Source organism: Nitrospirales bacterium (assembly GCA_031315865.1).
Lineage (GTDB): Bacteria > Nitrospirota > Nitrospiria > Nitrospirales > UBA8639 > JAGQKC01.
On record JALDRJ010000002.1, the window covers coordinates 694,923 to 712,101 of the forward strand.

General features: G+C 50.5%; 17 protein-coding genes. 3 read left to right on the forward strand and 14 right to left on the reverse strand.

Going from position 1 to position 17,179, the window contains the following annotated elements; all coding sequences use genetic code 11:
* Nucleotides 1–6 precede the first annotated feature (6 nt).
* From MRJ96_03335 to rsmH, 3 genes are read right to left on the reverse strand one after another with little or no spacing between them, the layout of a single operon-like run.
* A complete protein-coding gene (locus MRJ96_03335; protein ID MDR4500471.1) occupies nucleotides 7–1,740 on the reverse strand; it encodes a penicillin-binding protein 2 in 1,734 nt (577 codons plus the stop codon).
* Nucleotides 1,741–1,743: 3 nt separating this feature from the next.
* Nucleotides 1,744–2,082, reverse strand: coding sequence for a cell division protein FtsL (locus MRJ96_03340; protein MDR4500472.1), 339 nt, complete (start codon nucleotides 2,080–2,082; stop codon nucleotides 1,744–1,746).
* Nucleotides 2,079–3,014, reverse strand: coding sequence for a 16S rRNA (cytosine(1402)-N(4))-methyltransferase RsmH (gene rsmH, locus MRJ96_03345; protein MDR4500473.1), 936 nt, complete (start codon nucleotides 3,012–3,014; stop codon nucleotides 2,079–2,081). Before rsmH ends, MRJ96_03340 begins: the two co-directional genes overlap by 4 nt.
* Before the next feature lie 540 nt (nucleotides 3,015–3,554).
* On the opposite strand from rsmH, the gene MRJ96_03350 reads away from it, so the two are divergent.
* Both MRJ96_03350 and MRJ96_03355 read left to right on the forward strand, forming a co-directional pair.
* Nucleotides 3,555–3,821 carry a hypothetical protein gene (locus MRJ96_03350; protein MDR4500474.1) on the forward strand — a complete coding sequence of 89 codons (267 nt, stop codon included), beginning with the start codon at nucleotides 3,555–3,557 and terminating at the stop codon, nucleotides 3,819–3,821.
* Nucleotides 3,822–3,870: 49 nt separating this feature from the next.
* A complete protein-coding gene (locus MRJ96_03355; protein ID MDR4500475.1) occupies nucleotides 3,871–4,638 on the forward strand; it encodes a DUF3108 domain-containing protein in 768 nt (255 codons plus the stop codon).
* A gap of 32 nt (nucleotides 4,639–4,670) precedes the next feature.
* Here the strand turns inward: MRJ96_03355 and MRJ96_03360 are convergent, their stop codons facing one another.
* Nucleotides 4,671–5,750 (reverse strand): beta-propeller fold lactonase family protein, encoded by a 1,080-nt coding sequence (locus MRJ96_03360; protein ID MDR4500476.1) that lies wholly within the window; start codon nucleotides 5,748–5,750, stop codon nucleotides 4,671–4,673.
* A gap of 27 nt (nucleotides 5,751–5,777) precedes the next feature.
* A complete protein-coding gene (asnS, locus tag MRJ96_03365) occupies nucleotides 5,778–7,079 on the reverse strand; it encodes an asparagine--tRNA ligase (GenBank protein MDR4500477.1) in 1,302 nt (433 codons plus the stop codon).
* A gap of 139 nt (nucleotides 7,080–7,218) precedes the next feature.
* Between asnS and MRJ96_03370 the strand changes: the two genes are divergently transcribed.
* A complete protein-coding gene (locus tag MRJ96_03370; GenBank protein MDR4500478.1) occupies nucleotides 7,219–7,539 on the forward strand; it encodes a rhodanese in 321 nt (106 codons plus the stop codon).
* Nucleotides 7,540–7,591: 52 nt separating this feature from the next.
* Here the strand turns inward: MRJ96_03370 and MRJ96_03375 are convergent, their stop codons facing one another.
* From MRJ96_03375 to MRJ96_03415, 9 genes are all read right to left on the reverse strand, one after another.
* The gene (locus MRJ96_03375) at nucleotides 7,592–8,512 is read right to left on the reverse strand and encodes a GDP-mannose 4,6-dehydratase (protein ID MDR4500479.1); all 921 of its coding nucleotides are present in this window, start codon (nucleotides 8,510–8,512) and stop codon (nucleotides 7,592–7,594) included.
* A gap of 47 nt (nucleotides 8,513–8,559) precedes the next feature.
* On the reverse strand, nucleotides 8,560–9,324 hold the full coding sequence (locus MRJ96_03380) for a TlyA family RNA methyltransferase (protein ID MDR4500480.1): 765 nt from the start codon (nucleotides 9,322–9,324) through the stop codon (nucleotides 8,560–8,562).
* A 66-nt stretch (nucleotides 9,325–9,390) separates the two neighbouring features.
* Nucleotides 9,391–9,651, reverse strand: coding sequence for an exodeoxyribonuclease VII small subunit (gene xseB / locus MRJ96_03385; GenBank protein MDR4500481.1), 261 nt, complete (start codon nucleotides 9,649–9,651; stop codon nucleotides 9,391–9,393).
* A gap of 119 nt (nucleotides 9,652–9,770) precedes the next feature.
* Nucleotides 9,771–11,129 (reverse strand): exodeoxyribonuclease VII large subunit, encoded by a 1,359-nt coding sequence (gene xseA / locus MRJ96_03390; GenBank protein MDR4500482.1) that lies wholly within the window; start codon nucleotides 11,127–11,129, stop codon nucleotides 9,771–9,773.
* A gap of 12 nt (nucleotides 11,130–11,141) precedes the next feature.
* Entirely contained in the window at nucleotides 11,142–11,921 is a 780-nt protein-coding gene (locus tag MRJ96_03395) for a TIGR00282 family metallophosphoesterase (GenBank protein MDR4500483.1), read from the reverse strand.
* 21 nt (nucleotides 11,922–11,942) lie between these two features.
* The gene (gene rny, locus MRJ96_03400; GenBank protein ID MDR4500484.1) at nucleotides 11,943–13,520 is read right to left on the reverse strand and encodes a ribonuclease Y; all 1,578 of its coding nucleotides are present in this window, start codon (nucleotides 13,518–13,520) and stop codon (nucleotides 11,943–11,945) included.
* Between the two features lie 709 nt (nucleotides 13,521–14,229).
* Nucleotides 14,230–14,523 carry a cell division protein ZapA gene (locus tag MRJ96_03405; GenBank protein MDR4500485.1) on the reverse strand — a complete coding sequence of 98 codons (294 nt, stop codon included), beginning with the start codon at nucleotides 14,521–14,523 and terminating at the stop codon, nucleotides 14,230–14,232.
* 1 nt (nucleotide 14,524) lies between these two features.
* Nucleotides 14,525–14,770: a cell division protein ZapB gene (locus tag MRJ96_03410; GenBank protein MDR4500486.1), complete on the reverse strand. Its 246-nt coding sequence runs from the start codon at nucleotides 14,768–14,770 to the stop codon at nucleotides 14,525–14,527.
* A gap of 53 nt (nucleotides 14,771–14,823) precedes the next feature.
* Nucleotides 14,824–17,103 carry a transglycosylase SLT domain-containing protein gene (locus MRJ96_03415; GenBank protein ID MDR4500487.1) on the reverse strand — a complete coding sequence of 760 codons (2,280 nt, stop codon included), beginning with the start codon at nucleotides 17,101–17,103 and terminating at the stop codon, nucleotides 14,824–14,826.
* Nucleotides 17,104–17,179 lie beyond the last annotated feature (76 nt).

Here is a 17,179-nt window from a genome sequence, read left to right on the forward strand (position 1 = left end):
GCGCCTCTAAAAGAGGCCAGCCACTCTTACGAAGCCACCATGCTTTGGGGCAATCATCAAATGCTGCAAGGATTTTTCCGCTACTTTCCGGAACACGGGGGCTGCCACTTCCCCCCCATATCCTTTGCCTTCGGGTTCATCGATCACGACAAGAATGGCTAATTGCGGTTGATCCACGGGAACGAACCCGACGAAGGATCCGATGAATTTTGTCGATGAATAGCCACGTGCTCCCTTCTTCGCCTTCTGCGCTGTCCCGGTCTTACCGCCTACCTCGTAATCCATGAGCGCCGCTTGTTTTCCGGTGCCCTGGCTTACGACATTCGCGAGCATCTCCTTGAGCATTTCAGACGTCTCATAGGTAATCGGCTCACGCCGCATTTGGACGTTCTGCTCCATGACCAGGTTTCCTCTTGGATCTTCAACACGCGACACCACAAAGGGTCGGTAGAGTGAACCGCCATTCGCCACGGCCGAGATGGCGGTTAACAGTTGAATAGGAGTGACACTGATTCCTTGTCCGATTGCGAGGGATGAAAGGGTCAGGCCATCCCAATCGTCGATCGCCTTCAGTAAGCCCGCCGACTCACCAGGAAGGTCTATCTCCGTTTTTTGACCAAACCCAAACGCTCTGAGGTAGTCATAAACCTTTTCCGCCCCCAATGAGAGCGCCACTTTGACCATGCAAATATTACTGGAATGGGTCACCGCCTCTTTCAAGGTCATCCATCCATGCTGCTTCAGATCATGCATCTTCGTTCCCGCGATCGACATCTCCCCATCACCACAGTAGATCAGCTCGTCAGGGGTCTTTTTCCCTTCGTTGAGCGCGGCGGCTGCGAGCAAAACTTTCAGGGTCGAACCTGGTTCGTACGGATCCGTCACGGCACGATTGACATAGAGCTCTCGAGGCCAATCTTGGTAGTGGTTCGGATCAAACACCGGCCGAAGCGCCCACGCAAGGATGGCGCCGGTGTTTGGATCCATAATGAGAACCGTCCCCCGTTTGGCTTTGGTTCGACGCATGGCATCGTCCAACTCCTGCTCAGCGATGAATTGAATCACTTCATCAATCGTCAGGGTAATGCGAAATCCTTGATACGGACGCAAACCGTGATCACTGACCAACGCGATTCTTCCCCTGGAGGCGTCGCGCTGGAATTGCACCGTTTGTTTTTTGCCCTGTAAATAGGAGTCAAAATGCCACTCCAACCCCTCCAGACCTTGACTGTCCCGCCCGGCAAATCCCAGGAGATGCGCCAACGATGTTCCTTTGGGATAGAACCGCTGCGATTCCATTTTCACCGTAATCCCTGGCAAGTTCGACGCCTGAATAGCCTCCACTTCCTTAGACGTCAACTTTCGCTTCAATTGAATGGATGAACCCTTACCCTTCATTTTTTTCCGGAGGGAGGAAACGGGAACATCGATCAAAGTTGATAACTTTCTGAGGACATGGGCTTGCTGTTGTATGTCCTTTTTTCGGGCGTAGACAGAGGGAGCGTCAACATTGATCGCATAGGTACTCCCATGACGATCGACGATGAGACCACGATTGCCCTTGACTTCAATCGACTCGAAATGCTGGCCTTGCGCTTGAAGCGCTCCTTTGTTGGACTGAACGACTTGCAAAAAAAATAGACGTGAAAAAATAATCGTGAATCCAACCAGAAACCCTAAACACACGATGGCCGTACGAACACGGCATGACTGACTGACACCGTCAGGAGTTATGTTCATACGTCATTCCTCGCGAAGCGAACGTTGCGCCACTTCCATAGGCTTTCGAAGCTTTCCCTGATTCGTTGCCACGGCTGTTTCAGTGGCCACCATGACCACTTGCCCTGGTCGAGGCATCTCCAATTTAAATTCCGATCTTGCTGCTTCGGCAATGATTCGGGGAGCTGTTAACTGTGAGAACCGCAGTTGCAAAGCCTCCCTCCGGTGTTCAAGCGCGACCTCCTGCTGCTTCAATCGTTCAATATCACGACCAACCCGTAACAGGTCGACCCGCATCCACACGTACAACAGACCAATCGCGCCGAAGAACACGACCATCATCGTAAAACCGCTTCGTTTCATGTGTTGGCCATCCCGAGACGCTCAACGACTCGCAGCTTGGCGCTACGGGAACGAGGGTTATGCAGTTGTTCTTCACGGCTTGGGGTGATCGGCTTCTTAGTCAGGATATTCACCGTCGGAGCAGGCTTGGCGGACAACTCACGGAACGTTTGCTTGACGATTCTATCCTCCAAGGAATGAAAGGCGATGACGCACAGGCGTCCTCCGGGACGCAGAAGCCTACTGGCATCCCGTAAGGCACCGGCTAACCCCTTCAATTCCTGATTGACGACGATCCGAAGAGCCTGAAATGTTCGAGTGGCGTAGTGGATGCGTCCTCGTCGGGCAGGAACGGGAATGGCACGTCGAATGATTTCAGAAAGGCCCTTCGTCGTTTTGATCGGCGTCTGACGAGTCTCGACGATGGCTCGAGCGATCCTTCTGGCAAAACGCTCTTCTCCATACTCTCGAAGAACATGCTCTAATTCTTTCTCGGATACCCGAGCGAGAAACTCCTCAGCCGTTATTCCGGATGATTGATCCATCCGCATATCCAATGGGCCATCATTCATAAAACTGAAGCCTCGCTCGGCATCCATCAACTGTGGAGTAGAGACTCCAAGATCGAACACGATTCCATCAACGTCTGAAAATCCAGATTGCGTGGCAAGAGATTTGAGGTAGTCATAACTACCATGCCTGAGCTCGACTCGACTCCCATAGGCATCGAGAACCTTCTTCCCCTTTTCAATGGCCATGGAGTCCGTATCAATTCCTAATAATTTACCGTCAGGATTACTCAAATCTAGAATTTTTTTTGCTATCCCACTCATCCCCAACGTACAGTCGATATATGACTTGCCTGAACTCGGTGAGATCCAGTAAATTACTTCATTAACAAGGACTGAGACGTGTTCATGCTTGAAAACAAAGTGCTTTTCTTCATTTACCACTTTTCTAAATTACTCACCATATCCGTCCATATTTCTCTACTTTCATTCACAAAGCATTATACGGTGTGCTCTCAAGTTGTCAAGCTGATCGGCTGACCATTGCCTTAGCATATTTACCCTCTCCTCACTTTTTCAGGCATGACCAAATGCCTGATTGTATAGGTATTAGTATTTATGTAGAGACCTTCTATTTTTTGTTCATTATCCTGAAAAAGGTTCAATTGCCCTTCCTCCTTCCTTGCCTTCATCATGAATGACTGTTATCTCAACCGATACATCTTGCATCTGTCACGGCCTTCACTTCTTCGCCTTTCTAATTCCCACAACTTTTGTCTGCTCCAGTTATCCTGATTTTCTTTTCGAAATTCCCCCTGTCCCCCCAAAGCAGAATGACTCATATGATCTTCAAATGGCATGGCATAGGGAGTGCAACATTCAACGGGTAAGAACAATTCATCGAGAAAAACGCTATTGAAGAATTTGGTCGCTTCAGGCATGGGCTTCATACATGCCTGAAGATGAGCGGATAGGAGGGAAATTATGATAAATAAGGCAACTCAACCAGGGGGAAACCTCCACATCATGGCCACGCTTCTTTTCTACGGGGTCTTATCTGGATGCGCACTGGGAAAATGCATCGAATGGGAAGAAGTGGTCGTTGCCCATCCCGTATGCCACACAGGGTCTACGTATGGTGATTGCGAACACTCGACAGACTCAAGAGCGGTGACTACATTGGAGACCATCTGCACCGCCAGACTTCCGCCAGATACTGAAGAAGCTGTCGTGCAGGTCAACCACCCATGATGTGATCTAAGAGCCTGACATGTCGCAGTCCATAAAGTATGATTGATCGATGTTTTCGTGTGGAGTCCGGCATCTTTCGATCCTGTGCGTGGTCTCGTCATGCCTTGTTTCGCCAAACCTGATCTCAGCCGGAGACAGTGATGGCTCACGGCCGCGAAAAGACCATGAGTCATTCCACTACACGATTTCATTATGGGGCTTGCCTGCAGGCACAGGAACCCTCCAGGCCAACTATGAGCTGACCGCTCAGAGAGGACCGCAACTTCGCCTGAAGTCCACAGCCCATTCCAATGATTTCATTTCGCTGTTCTTTCCCGTCCATAACGTCGTAAAGTCGTCGATTCATCCCGACACATTCTTGCCCCGCCATGTCATGTTTCAGCGGCGCGAAGGAAATGACTACGAAGACTTTGACATGACGTTTCACCATGAACAGAAAGTCGTCTCGATCATCAAGAATAGCCAAGCGAGCACCATGTCCATTTCTCCTCACACCCACGGACCGCTGTCTTTTCTCTATTATGTACGCACACTCCAGGATCTTACGCCCGGACGTTCCATCGCGTTACACGTCCACCATGACAAGAAGAATTACGATATCGCGATCAATGTTGAAGAAATCGAGCGAATGTCAGGCCCGTGGGGAGAGGCGGAGGTGATTCGATGCGAAGCGGTCATGCCCTTTCGTGGAATTTTTGCGAACGAAGGCAATTTCCACTTCTGGTTGACCAACGACCAAGACCGGATTCCTGTGATGATGCAGGCAAAAGTGATCGTCGGGTCCGTGAAGGCTGTGCTGGAAGACAGGATCCCATGAACGACGGAATTCCATGATCGGGGAAGACTGGGCTACTTGACCAACGTCGTGACCCAATAGGGATACAAACCGGTTTCGTATTGCGCCACTTTTTTCAGATGTCCATTGTCAGGGTCGATCCGATAAACTCCGAGTTTCGCTTCACCCTTTCCCGCCACATAGAGAAATTTTCCAGACTTACTGATACAGAAGGAGCGAGGGATATGTTCACTCGGAAACTGCCCGATGACATGTAACCGGCCATCCTCCGGATCGATTCGAAATCCAATGATACGGTTTCGTTCACGGTTTTCATCCCGACTCGAGATATAGAGGAATGTATTATCCGGGGTAATATGGAGATCCGCTGTGGTGATGCTTTCAACATCTTTCTTCGTGGTCACGATCTGCTGAATGAGCTCGAGCAGCCCCTTGTCCGGATCCCATTCCCACATCGCCACGCCGGGATTCATTCGTTCTTGAGTGGTGTACGCCACATTGAGTCTACGATTAAAAACAAGGTGTCTCGGCTGACGCGCGCCCACATCCGGGCCATTGGCCATGGGAGGGACATTCGGAACAACCGCTCCTGTTTTTTCATCGAATCTGATTTGAAAAACCTTATTGGGACCAGTCGCAGGGACTAAGATATACCGGTTATCCCGAGAGAACACCGCCGCGTGAGCTTTTTTTTCCAGCGTGAGCTCTTGAACCAGTTGGCCTTGATACACGCCATTCGTTAATTTCCAGACTGACATTTTTCCATCGTCGTAATGACTTCCGATGAGGTACTGGCCATTGGCATCCGCTTGCAAGTAAGTCGTACGCACCCGAATGGGGGCGTTCTGGAGGCGCGTCAGCTTCCCTTCATGATCGATTCGATACGTGGCTATCGAGTATTGGTGCTCAGGCGAGGGCATTCGGGCCAGGATATAGAGGAACCGGTGATCTGGAGAAAACGTGATCGGGCCCGCCCCTTTGAGTGGATTCGTCTGGTGTTCTCGTAATTTTCCCGTCTGTTGATCGATGAGTTTCACTTGAAGCGTATTGCCGGAAGCGATATAGAGGTATTCAGCAGCCGACACGGGGCTTATGATGCTGAAGCAGATCATGATCAGGAATATGTATGGCATACAGGCGATACCTCTTCGTCACGCGCTTTATGGATAAAGCGTATAGAGCATACGGGGAAAAGGAATCGTTTCCCGGACATGCTCTAACCCGCAAATCCATGCGACAACCCGCTCTATACCCATTCCAAACCCGGCATGCGGCACCGACCCATATTTGCGAATATCGAGATACCATCGAAAGGCTTCTTCCGGAAGTTGATGTTCCTGGATTCGTGCGAGCAGCGTGTCATAGTCATGAATTCGCTGTCCGCCTCCGATGATCTCACCATATCCTTCGGGAGCCAACACATCCATACACAGGGCCAGGTTAGGAGAGGCAGGATCCGGCTCCATATAAAAGGCCTTGATGGCGGCTGGATAGCGATGCACGATAACAGGTTTATCGAATGAGGACGCCAAAACAGTTTCATCATCCCCACCAAAATCTTCGCCGAACTGAATCGAAACGCCTTTGCCCTGCAATAACTGAATCGCTTCTTCATAGGTCACCCGCGCTAACGGCGGCACTACCGCTTCAAGTTTCGAAACATCCCGTTCTAATATTTCCAGCTCTTCCCGACGGCGTGCCAAGACTCGTTCGACAACACTCGTCAGAAGGCCTTCCGCAAGATCCATTGCATCAGACAGTTCGGCAAAAGCCATTTCCGGTTCAACCATCCAAAACTCCATCAAGTGCCGCCGGGTTTTGGATTTCTCGGCCCGGAAGGTCGGTCCAAAGCAATACACCTTCCCGAACGCGGCTGCCGCCGCTTCGCTGTACAGCTGCCCGCTTTGTGCCAAATAGGCCGTTTGATCGAAGTATTGTGTCTGAAATAACGTGGTCGTCCCCTCACAAGCATTCGGTGTAAAAATGGGCGTGTCGATCAACGTAAAGTCCCGATCATCAAAGAAGTCCCGACAAGCGCGAATAATTTCATGCCGAATTCTCAAGACGGCATGTTGACGCCTTGAACGCAACCACAAATGACGGTGCTCCATTAAAAATCCAACACTGTGCTCCTTCGGTTGAATGGGAAACGGGTCAGCCAGCTGGACGATCTCGATCCCTGTCACATCAATTTCATATCCCCCCGTGGCTCTGGGCTCTTCCCTCGGGACTCCGGTCAACATAATTGAGGATTCCTGGGTGAGTTGAGCCGAACGTTCAAAATGTTCAGGCTCAATCGTCGCCTTGTTTACGACAGCCTGAACATCGCCAGTGCCATCGCGCAGGACCAAAAAGTGGATCTTGCCCTTGGATCGACGACGACGCAACCACCCCTTAAGTTTGACTTCCTGACCGACATAGGCCGCGATACGTTCGACCGTTATATTGGGAGATGCTTGCATGTGTCGCCTCTTGTTCCTCTGCCGTCACGTTTCTCTGGTATTCACGTGCCCGAGCGTTGCGATTGTGCTGGTCTTCTCGTTGACAGGGTTCAAACCCCGCGGATATCATGAAGCTCCATTGTAAAGGAGGATGTGCCCCATGAGCTATACGATAACAGTTCGAGAACTCAAGGATCGGTTAGATAAAGGAGAGGATCTTTTTATTCTGGATGTACGGGAGCCTCATGAGTTTTCCCTAGCAAAGATTGATGGATCGGTCCTCATTCCCCTCGGAACGCTGCCAACTTCTCTCGACCAGCTTGATCCGAATCGCGAGATCATCGCGATGTGCCATAAGGGCATGCGCAGCGCGGACGCCATGGGATTCCTGCTCCAGCAGGGTTTCTCCAATGTCAAGAATCTTGTAGGAGGAATCGATGCCTGGTCCGTTGAAATCGACAGCTCCGTGCCGCGCTACTAAACACTCTGAGCCAATGACGGCCCCGGCGCGTTTAGGAGGTCCGGCTCAGACACTATGATTTAAAATACTCGACAGTTTGTGACAGCCCGTCTGCCAAAGACACATTGGCATCCCACCCGAATTCTTCCCGGAGTTTGCTTACATCCAAGACACTTCGAAGCTGTTCGCCTTTTTTGGCAGGGCCATAGAGGTCTTTGCAGTCCGATTTTGTGAATTCTTTTAAAAGCCGGTAACATTCGTTCACCGTCGTCTCCTGCCCGGTCCCAACATTGTAGATCCCTTGGATATCCTGACCGAATGTCGCCATGATCGACTCCACGACGTCGTCGACATACACGAAATCCCGTGTCTGCTTCCCGGTCCCGTTGATCATGGGCTGCTCACCTTTCAACATTTTTTTGGAAAAAATCGCGATGACCCCAGCTTCGCCTTCCGCCTCTTGTCGTGGCCCGTAGACATTTCCAAAACGAAGGGCGACGTATCGAATACCCTGCTCATGCGCATAATAGGCTAGATATTTTTCCCCCGCCAACTTACTAATTCCATAGGGAGACAGAGGGTCTGTCCGATGCGACTCCGAAGCCGGAAACACTTCCTGCTCTCCATACACAGCTCCCCCGGAAGAGGCAAACGAAACTTTTCGGACACCATGTCGTATGGCATGCTTCAACAGATTGATCGTCCCGAGAATATTCACCGAGGCGTCAAAAGTGGGATCTTCCGTAGAAAGCCGGACATTCATCTGTGCCGCCAAATGGATAATCGTCGTCGGCCGTTGTGTGCGAAGAACCCGATCGATACTCCGACTTTGAATGTCCATTTTATAGAGCTTCGCCTTCTTATTGACATTTTTTCGTTTGCCTGATGATAGATTGTCGATCACGGACACGTGGTACCCTTCTTGGACCAAACGATCAACAACATGAGAACCGATAAACCCTGCGCCTCCTGTGACCAACACATTCCTAGACATGCGATTCCTCCAGAAAGTTCATGCCAACGACATTCCCTATTTTTACACTACGGTTCAGGCCGTGTGTTTACGGCCATCAGCATTTCTCGATTGCCTTTTCGGCCTAAAACCGGAGAGTCCATCATGCCCATTACGGAGAGCCCCAGGGTTTTCGCGAAGGCGATGAGCTCATCTTTGACTTGTGCTCGTTTGTCGTCTTCTCGAACAATCCCTCCGCGTCCCACCTGTCCTTTCCCGACTTCGAACTGCGGTTTCACCAACATCACGATTGATGCGGCCTTTCCCAAAAATTTCAGCACGCTTGGCAGGACGATTCGCAAGGAAATAAATGACACGTCGATCACAGCCAACTCAATTTGATCGTGAATGTCTTCCTTTGACAAATAACGGATATTGCACCGTTCATGGACGAGTACTCTCGGGTCTTCCCGAAGCTTCCAGTCTAATTGTCCATACCCCACATCAATCGCATAGACTTTTGCGACTCCATTCTGCAACAAACAATCCGTAAACCCTCCGGTGGAGGCACCAACATCCATGGCGACTTTTTCTGCGCAGTGAATATCGAAGAAGTCAAGGGCTGCCGCGAGCTTTTCACCGGCTCGACTCACATAGGTCGTGCGAGGCAAATTCAGATTGACAGTCGATGCCCGTTCAACCAGCTTTGCCCGCTTATCGACGATGACACCATCGACCGATACACGGCCAGCCAGGATGTATCGGTGAGCCTGTTCCCGATTGGCGACTAATCCACGAGACACTAACTCTTGATCAAGACGCTGCCGTTTGGCCACTCGATCTCGACCATTCACTGCAAGGCAACTCGACAAGATAGCGCGAAGAACGTAATGGGACGAATGACAGAAATATGTAAAATGTCATGATTGGGGAACATCTGAGGCCTCGGATTCCATATCGCCATCCGAGAAAGCCTGAATTCGTTTCTTCCCATCTTTGTCACGTACGAGAATTTCGACCTTCCGTTCGGCATCATCAAGAACCTTCAAACAGGTTTTTGATAATTTGATGCCTTCCTCGAAAATCTTTAACGACTCATCTAACGGCAACTCCCCACGTTCTAATTCCGTCACGATGGTTTCAAGTCTTGCTAACGCTTGTTCAAATTTCTGAGCTGCCATATAAGTTTAGTCTTTCCCAAAATCATGAATCCCATCCGTCACCGTCCGCTAAGAATGGAAGAAGCTAGCCGCGTCCTGACGAGATGCCATACCGCATTATACCTTCACGTCAATACGGGTCAAGGAACAGAAACAGGCGAATCCTTCATGACATCCTTGACAAGACACTTGACACTGCCATCAACCAGTTTGACATTCAGAAAATCCCCGATTGACACGTCGTGCACGGTGCGCACCAACGTCTTTCCATCACATGTTTCCACGATACTATATCCACGAGTCACTACCGTTAACGGACTCAGCGCGTGCAGCACGGTGATCACCCCCTCGCTTTGTTGCCTCTGTTCTTTTAACACAGCTCGTATCCCTCCCGTCATTCGCATCCAAAGCTGAGGAACAAGTTGTCGCCCACGCCGAATCTGATGATGTGGCGTATTCCCTAACAATCCCGATTCGAGGGATGAGAAACAAAGACGAAGACGTTGGTGAAAATCTTGTACTTGGAATCGAAGGCGAGTTTCTAACTCATCAACTCTTTGGCCATACCGAAAGAACCAGATAGCGGGATCAGGGAGAGAGGATCGTACCACCTTGGCTTGATGTCGACAACGTTCCAGTACATGCCGTGTCGCTTGAATGACACGCCGCTGAAGCTGCCGAGCTTGGAGATGAAGCTCCTCTTGAGACGGAGCCACTATTTCCGCGGCCGCAGAAGGAGTTGGCGCACGAACATCGGCTGCAAGATCGGCCAACGTGACATCGGTTTCGTGTCCAACGGCGGAAATGACAGGAATAGCGGAATCGGCAATGGCACGGACGACCTCTTCCTCATTAAAGGCCCAGAGATCTTCGAGTGAACCTCCCCCTCTCCCCACAATGAGGACATCCACACCCTTCCTAGAGTTTAGCGTACGGATAGCCTCTGCGATCTGCTTGGAAGCGCCTTCTCCTTGGACCAGCACAGGATGTATCAGGATCGGGATTGTTGGGCATCGCCGGTGAAGAATACTCAACATGTCATAAAGAGCTGCACCCTGCTGAGACGTCACGATCCCTATTTGGGAAGGAAAAAATGGAAGAGGTCGTTTACGAACCAGGTCAAAGATACCCTCACGTTCCAGTTTGCCTTTCAATTGTTCGAAGGCCAACTGAAGCGCACCAATTCCTTTTGGTTCCACCGCCTCCAGAATAACCTGATAGTCGCCCCGTGATTCATAGACAGTGACCGCGCCACGAATGATCACCTCTAGGCCTTCTTCGAGGACGAAAGGAAGATGTTGAGCAACCCCGCGAAATAGGACAACGCGTATTTGACTAGATGGATCTTTGAGGGTGAAGTACTGATGGCCAGACGAGGGACGTCGTAAATTGGAAATTTGGCCTTCCACCAATACGACGGGGAATTGACCTTCTAAGACTCTGCGAACCTGGCTGGTCAGCTCGGAAACAGTCAGAATGCGGGAGAGAAGATTCAGCAATGAACCGCGACCCTATTCATGGATCTGCATTCGCTCGATGCTGACCGCTTTCCCGGTCATGGCATCGACCTCGATCAGTGCCGCACACAAGACAGCCGGACCTCGAGCTACTTCAAATCGTCTGGGCATTTGAAGGAGAAATTTTTCGATCACACTCTCGGGCTTCATCCCGATCACCGAATGAGAAGGCCCAGTCATCCCAAGGTCCGTGAGGTACGCGGTGCCCTTGGGAAGGATTTGTTCATCGGCTGTCTGAACATGCGTATGAGTCCCCACCACAGCTGAGACTTTTCCATCCAGAAAATGGCCCATCGCCATCTTCTCGGATGTCGTTTCGGCATGCATATCGACGACGATAGCCTGAGTCCGCTCCCGGAGCACTTGTACTTCCCGCTCGGCGACACGAAACGGACAATCCAGGATAGGCATGAATACTCGCCCCATTAACTGAAGGATACCAAGAGATTCGCCGGATGGCGTTTCAACGATCATCGACCCGCGACCGGGAACGCCATCAGGATAGTTGGCTGGACGCAACACGCGCGAATCCTTCCGGATAAAATCTAATGCCTCTTTTTTATCCCAGGCATGATTCCCCAGCGTAATGACGGTGAGCCCAAGATCGAATAATTCATGCGCAATTTCCGGAGTAATGCCGAAACCTCCAGCAGCATTCTCTCCATTTCCGATGACTAAATCGACCTGATGTTGGGCGATCGCCTTGTGGAGGCGTTTCATGATGACACGACGACCTGGCTCGCCCATAATGTCGCCGATAAACAGTATCTTCATGAGCTCACTGCCAACGTTAAACTATTTCGCAAATTCGATAAACCGGTTTTCACGAATGACGGTGACCTTAATCTGCCCCGGATAGGTCATTTCTTGCTCAATTTTTTTGGCAAGATCACGGGAAAGTGTAAATGCTTCCGTATCGTTTAATTCCCCTTGGCGCACCACAACCCGGATTTCACGTCCAGCTTGAATCGCATAGGCCTTATCCACCCCCTTAAACCCAGTGGCCAATGACTCTAACTTTTCTAACCGTTTGACATAGGCTTCGAGTGTTTCACGTCGAGCCCCTGGTCGTGCTGCCGAAAGAGCCTCTGCTGCCGCCACTAACACGGATTCCGGGCAAATCGGTTCAACCTGTTCGTGATGGGCCGCGATAGCATTAACGATCTTCTCCGATTCACCATATTTTTTAGCCATCTCGGCCCCAAGCATGGCATGGGTTCCCTCTTCTTCATGACTGACGACTTTTCCAATATCATGAAGCAAAGCACCACGTTTGGCGAGCTTGACGTCTAACCCCAATTCTGAAGCCATGATCCCACAAATGTAGGCAGCCTCTCGTGCATGATAGAGGTTATTTTGTCCATAACTCGTTCTGTACTTGAGACGACCGAGCAGTTTGACGATTTCTGGGTGAAAATCGGACAGTCCGACTTCAAAAATCACTTTTTCAGCTTCATCTCTCATCAACTTGTCCAGTTCGCCCTTAACCTTTTCCACGACCTCTTCAATACGTGTTGGATGTATGCGTCCATCTTGCATCAACCGCTCAAGCGCAATTTTGGCCACCTCTCGTCGAAGCGGATCGAACCCGGACACAATGACGGCTTCCGGCGTTTCATCGATGATTAAGTCGACTCCGGTCGCCGCTTCCAAGGCTCGAATGTTTCTCCCTTCACGCCCGATAATACGTCCTTTCATCCCGTCGCTTGCCAGAGGGACAACGGATATCGTCGCTTCATTCACGTAATCCCGGGTGATGCGCTGAATAGAGCGCGTGACCATTTCAAGGGCTTCTCGATCAGCAGTCTCACGCGCTTCATCAAGAATTCGCTTGCTGACCAGCGCACCGTCAAGCTTAGCTTCACTCTCAATTTCATTGAGTAGCTGTCGTTTGGCTTCTTCGACGGTCATACCAGCCACTCGTTCGAGTGCTTGACGGTGCTCACGTACAGCCTGCTCGCACGCTGCTTCTTTATCCGTAATGCTTTCTTCCCTTTGCGTAAGCACCTTTTCCCGTCGTCGTGTCTCTTCTTCACGTTTTTCTAGGCTCGAATACTTACGATCTAATGCTTCCTCACGCTGGATGAGCTTTTTTTCAGTCGACTGAAATTCAGACCGTGTCTCTTTCTCGCGCCGTTGTATCTCGGATTTAGCCTGAAAGAGGAGGTCTTTGGCTTCTAATTTTGCATCTTTAATCAGACGTTCGGCATCTCGTTCCGCATTCTGAGTCAGCTGACGAGTTTGCTCTAATGCCTCTGAGCGTTTCGTTTCATCTCGGTTTCTCTGAATGACACCATTCAGGATGAAGCCGAGGGCTAACGCCAGAATCCCGACAAGAATTGAAATGGTAATCGTGGTAAAAATGGCAGCCACCCCCTTCCTTCAAATCCACACTCTAGAGTGGTGGAGAGTTGTGTTACTAGCCTTAGGACTCGTTTGAGTCGATGCTTAGCACACAAAAATTGGTAGAGGACTTGTTATACGTTACGCCAAGTTGGAATGGATGGCCGTGGAGAGGAAGCGTTAAAAGGAATGTCAGTGCTGCGAACACAAACCCGTTGAAAAGGGCTCCCTCGAAGGGGAATGCCGTTATACCCCTTGATAGGAACCATGGGAAAAAGGGAATTCTGCCAAGGCAAAACGGGATAAAGATTCTGAACTTCCTTTAAAATCAATACTTTTTCAGATGACCCGTTTAGCCACTGACTCACGATATTCTTCAGGTTTGTTGTACGCGAATTCGCACACTGCCTTTTCAGAACCATCAGTAAATGGGTCATAACACCAAAAATCTTGGCCATTACCAACATAGCTGTAACGAAAACAGCCTCCAAAATTTCCCTTTTTTAGAATAAAAGGGTCTTCTTAATGATACAGTAACATGATAATAAGCGTATGCAAAATCACGTTACCAGATGAACACATGTGGTTTCAAGATGAATTAAAGAACCCTCTAAATGATTGTAATAAGAAACGTATCTCATCTCATAGGCGAAGAGATATTGAACCAGAGTCTTGGGATTTCCTAATGGCCATGACGCCAGGGGAGAATACGCAATGATGAGAATGAGGTGTCGTACGATTAGGCTGGATGCAGTTCTAGCTGATGATCAATATGCTCCAGCATGCTTTGCGTCAACCGCTCGACTTCAACTTCTCCTGCACGTTGCGTGTTTCGTTGCTGAAACAATTGATCTGCGATGTTGATAGCGGCCAAAATCGCCAATTTCGTGGGAGTGCAGGTTTTCATGTTGAGGGTCAATGATCGCATCTGTTCATCAACATAACTCGCGAGTTCTTGGACATAGTGTTCATCAGCTTCGCCCTGAAGAGAAAACCGTTGTCCGTAGACTTCGACTTCAATGTGTTTTTTCACATTATCCCTCCTGGTGGTGGCTGGTATTATCGAGAAACTCGAGTTCACCGAGGACCTTTTCGATGCGAGAACGGATGCTCGTTCGCTCTTCTTCCCACCCCTGGGTCAGCTCGTCTTGTTTCACTAAACGCTCTCGCGCAACCTGCAGTTCGTCTTCGAGGGAGGCCTTGTCAGCGCGCAATTCCACGACGAGATCTACGAGCTTCCTGACCCGAACTTCCAGCGCCTCTATTTTCTCCAGGCTCATACTTCCCCCTTCGCTTAATCAAAGATGACGTGACGAATCCGAATATAAAAATTTCAACACATCCTGTCAAGCGAAACAGCACGACAGGATTGATCAAACAGCGCGCGATACACGCGGTAACTCCCCAGAACCCGCTTCACGTATCCGCGGGTTTCTCGGTACGAGATTCGTTCGACGAATTCATCAGGAGCCACATGAGGATCTTGGGCTATCCATCGCCGCACAACATGCGGACCGGCATTATACGCGGCCACAGCATGCACGATGTTCCCCTTAAATTGTGCCAAAAGTTCACCGACATAGGTCGAACCGAGCTGAATATTCATGGCTGCATCAAACAAGTCATCCCGGTGAGGAGCTTGCAGTCCCAGGCGAAGAGCCACTTTTCTGGCGGTCGTTGGCATGAGCTGCATCAAACCAAGCGCGCCAACGCGAGACATCGCCCTGGTATCGTAGAGACTTTCTTCCCGAATTAACCCTGCGACCAGATATGGGTCCAACCCAGAAGGTACATACTGTTGAATCGTGGGGAGATAGCCGGTTGGATAGGCGCCTTCCCAAGCATAAGCCGAGCGGGGAAGTTGATCCTGCTTCATTTGATATCCGTGATGCTGAATCGCAAGACGGATCCCAAGATCATATGCTCCAGCCTGTTGGGCCACGTCGAGAAGAGACGCAAGATTCCTCTGTTTGGAAGTTGTGTGTCGGGAAACCGCCCGCAGTTCTTTCGTGGCCTCCTGCAACAGACCTAAATCCACTAACGCCTGTGCTTTTTTAAAATGAAGATCGTCCGGTTCTATCGGTTGCATTGCCGGCTGCGTGTCCGGCTGCGTTGCAGAAGACGCCTGTTGAACGGCGGTCTTCACCACGCCTACAGGAGAAGAAGAGACAGGCTCGCTCAAGCGGGCTTTAGCCAATTGCCCATAATACGTAAATGGCTGGTCCTTCCAAAGATTCCGGAACGTCTCCTGCGCTTGAGAGTCTTTTTTGAGCTGCTCATAGACTCGGCCTTTCCAATATTGAGCACGAATCATAACCCCCGCGTCTTTCGAGCTTCGCAAGAGCGTCTCTAACGTTTCCAGCACTCGAGCATATTGCTTCTGCTCGTAGTAGATCCACGTCATACGCCACAAGGCGTCCTGCCGCTTCTCAACGGAGCGAGCGACCTGAGACGCGGTTCGAAATGCCTCCAATGCCTCCGCCGTCTTTCCCTGATCATTCAACCACACACCAGCAAATATATGGAGAAGGGCTTGTCGGTTCTTCGACAATCCGAGCGTCTGCGTTTTCTTTTGCAAATCGAGCACCTCGCGACCCTTTCCCTGACGAAGATAGGACCGGGCGAGCCAAACGGTCCCGTCCTGTTTCCGTCGAGACTGTGAACGAGCAACCTGATCGAAGACTTTTTCCGCCTCGTCATACCGTTTCAGGCTGGCGAAAGCCATGCCGAGTTTGTACTCGGCCTCATCGCGTTCTTTGCCTGGCGATGTCTGTCGAATATAGAGATGGAATCCCGGCAGAGCCTGTTCAAATCGCGCGGCTTTATACCACGACAACGCGTGTTGGTATTGTTCCTCAAGCGTGGGCTCTTGTTGGAACGCTTCAGGCAGCTGTTCAAGCCGTACCTGAGCTTCCTGCCCTTCAGTTTCGTATGGAAACTTCCACCAGATCTCGCGGAAGGTCTTCTGCGCATCAGCTGTCTGATTCAGCAACACCTGACAATCACCAATCTCTAATAACGCCATCGCGGCCAGAGAAGATTGCGGCGCCCGCTCGACGACCTGGCGATACCAGTACATCGCGGACTCGCAATTATCCGAATCACGTCGTGCCTGCCCTGCAAGGACCAGCGCATCATTCCGCAACCGAGATTGAGAACTTGGCTTGGCCACTTCCTCGAACAGTAACGCAGCTTCATGTGGTTGACGGGCATTCAGTAGGGCTTGGGCTGTCCAATAGTTCAGATAATCTTCCAACAGAGGAAATTCGTGTTTCACGCCGCGAAAATAGGTGATCGCCTCAGCTGGTGCCGTATCTTTTAGCATAAGTCCAAGGTGAACACCGGCACGATGCGCCCATGGAGTGCCAGGGTATTCAGCCAGAACCTTTTTGAGACCTGCGACAGCATAGGACTCAGGCGGCACAGAGCCACTGACCGTTGCATTCGGGTTAAACGCTTGCCGGTAACAGGATTCCGCCGAATGACATTGAACTGGAGCGGGCTGTGGAGAGGGAAGCGGTTGCGCGGAGAACGCGGTCACCCCAAAAAATACGCTGACCAATGCTAGATGAGCCGCTGAAATGGTCGATCTTCTCGTTGATCGAATGTTCAAGGCTATCCTCTTCGAGTGTGGTGAGCGTACCGAACCTGCATCGATAAGACAAACGGGATTACCTTAGTATACCTGA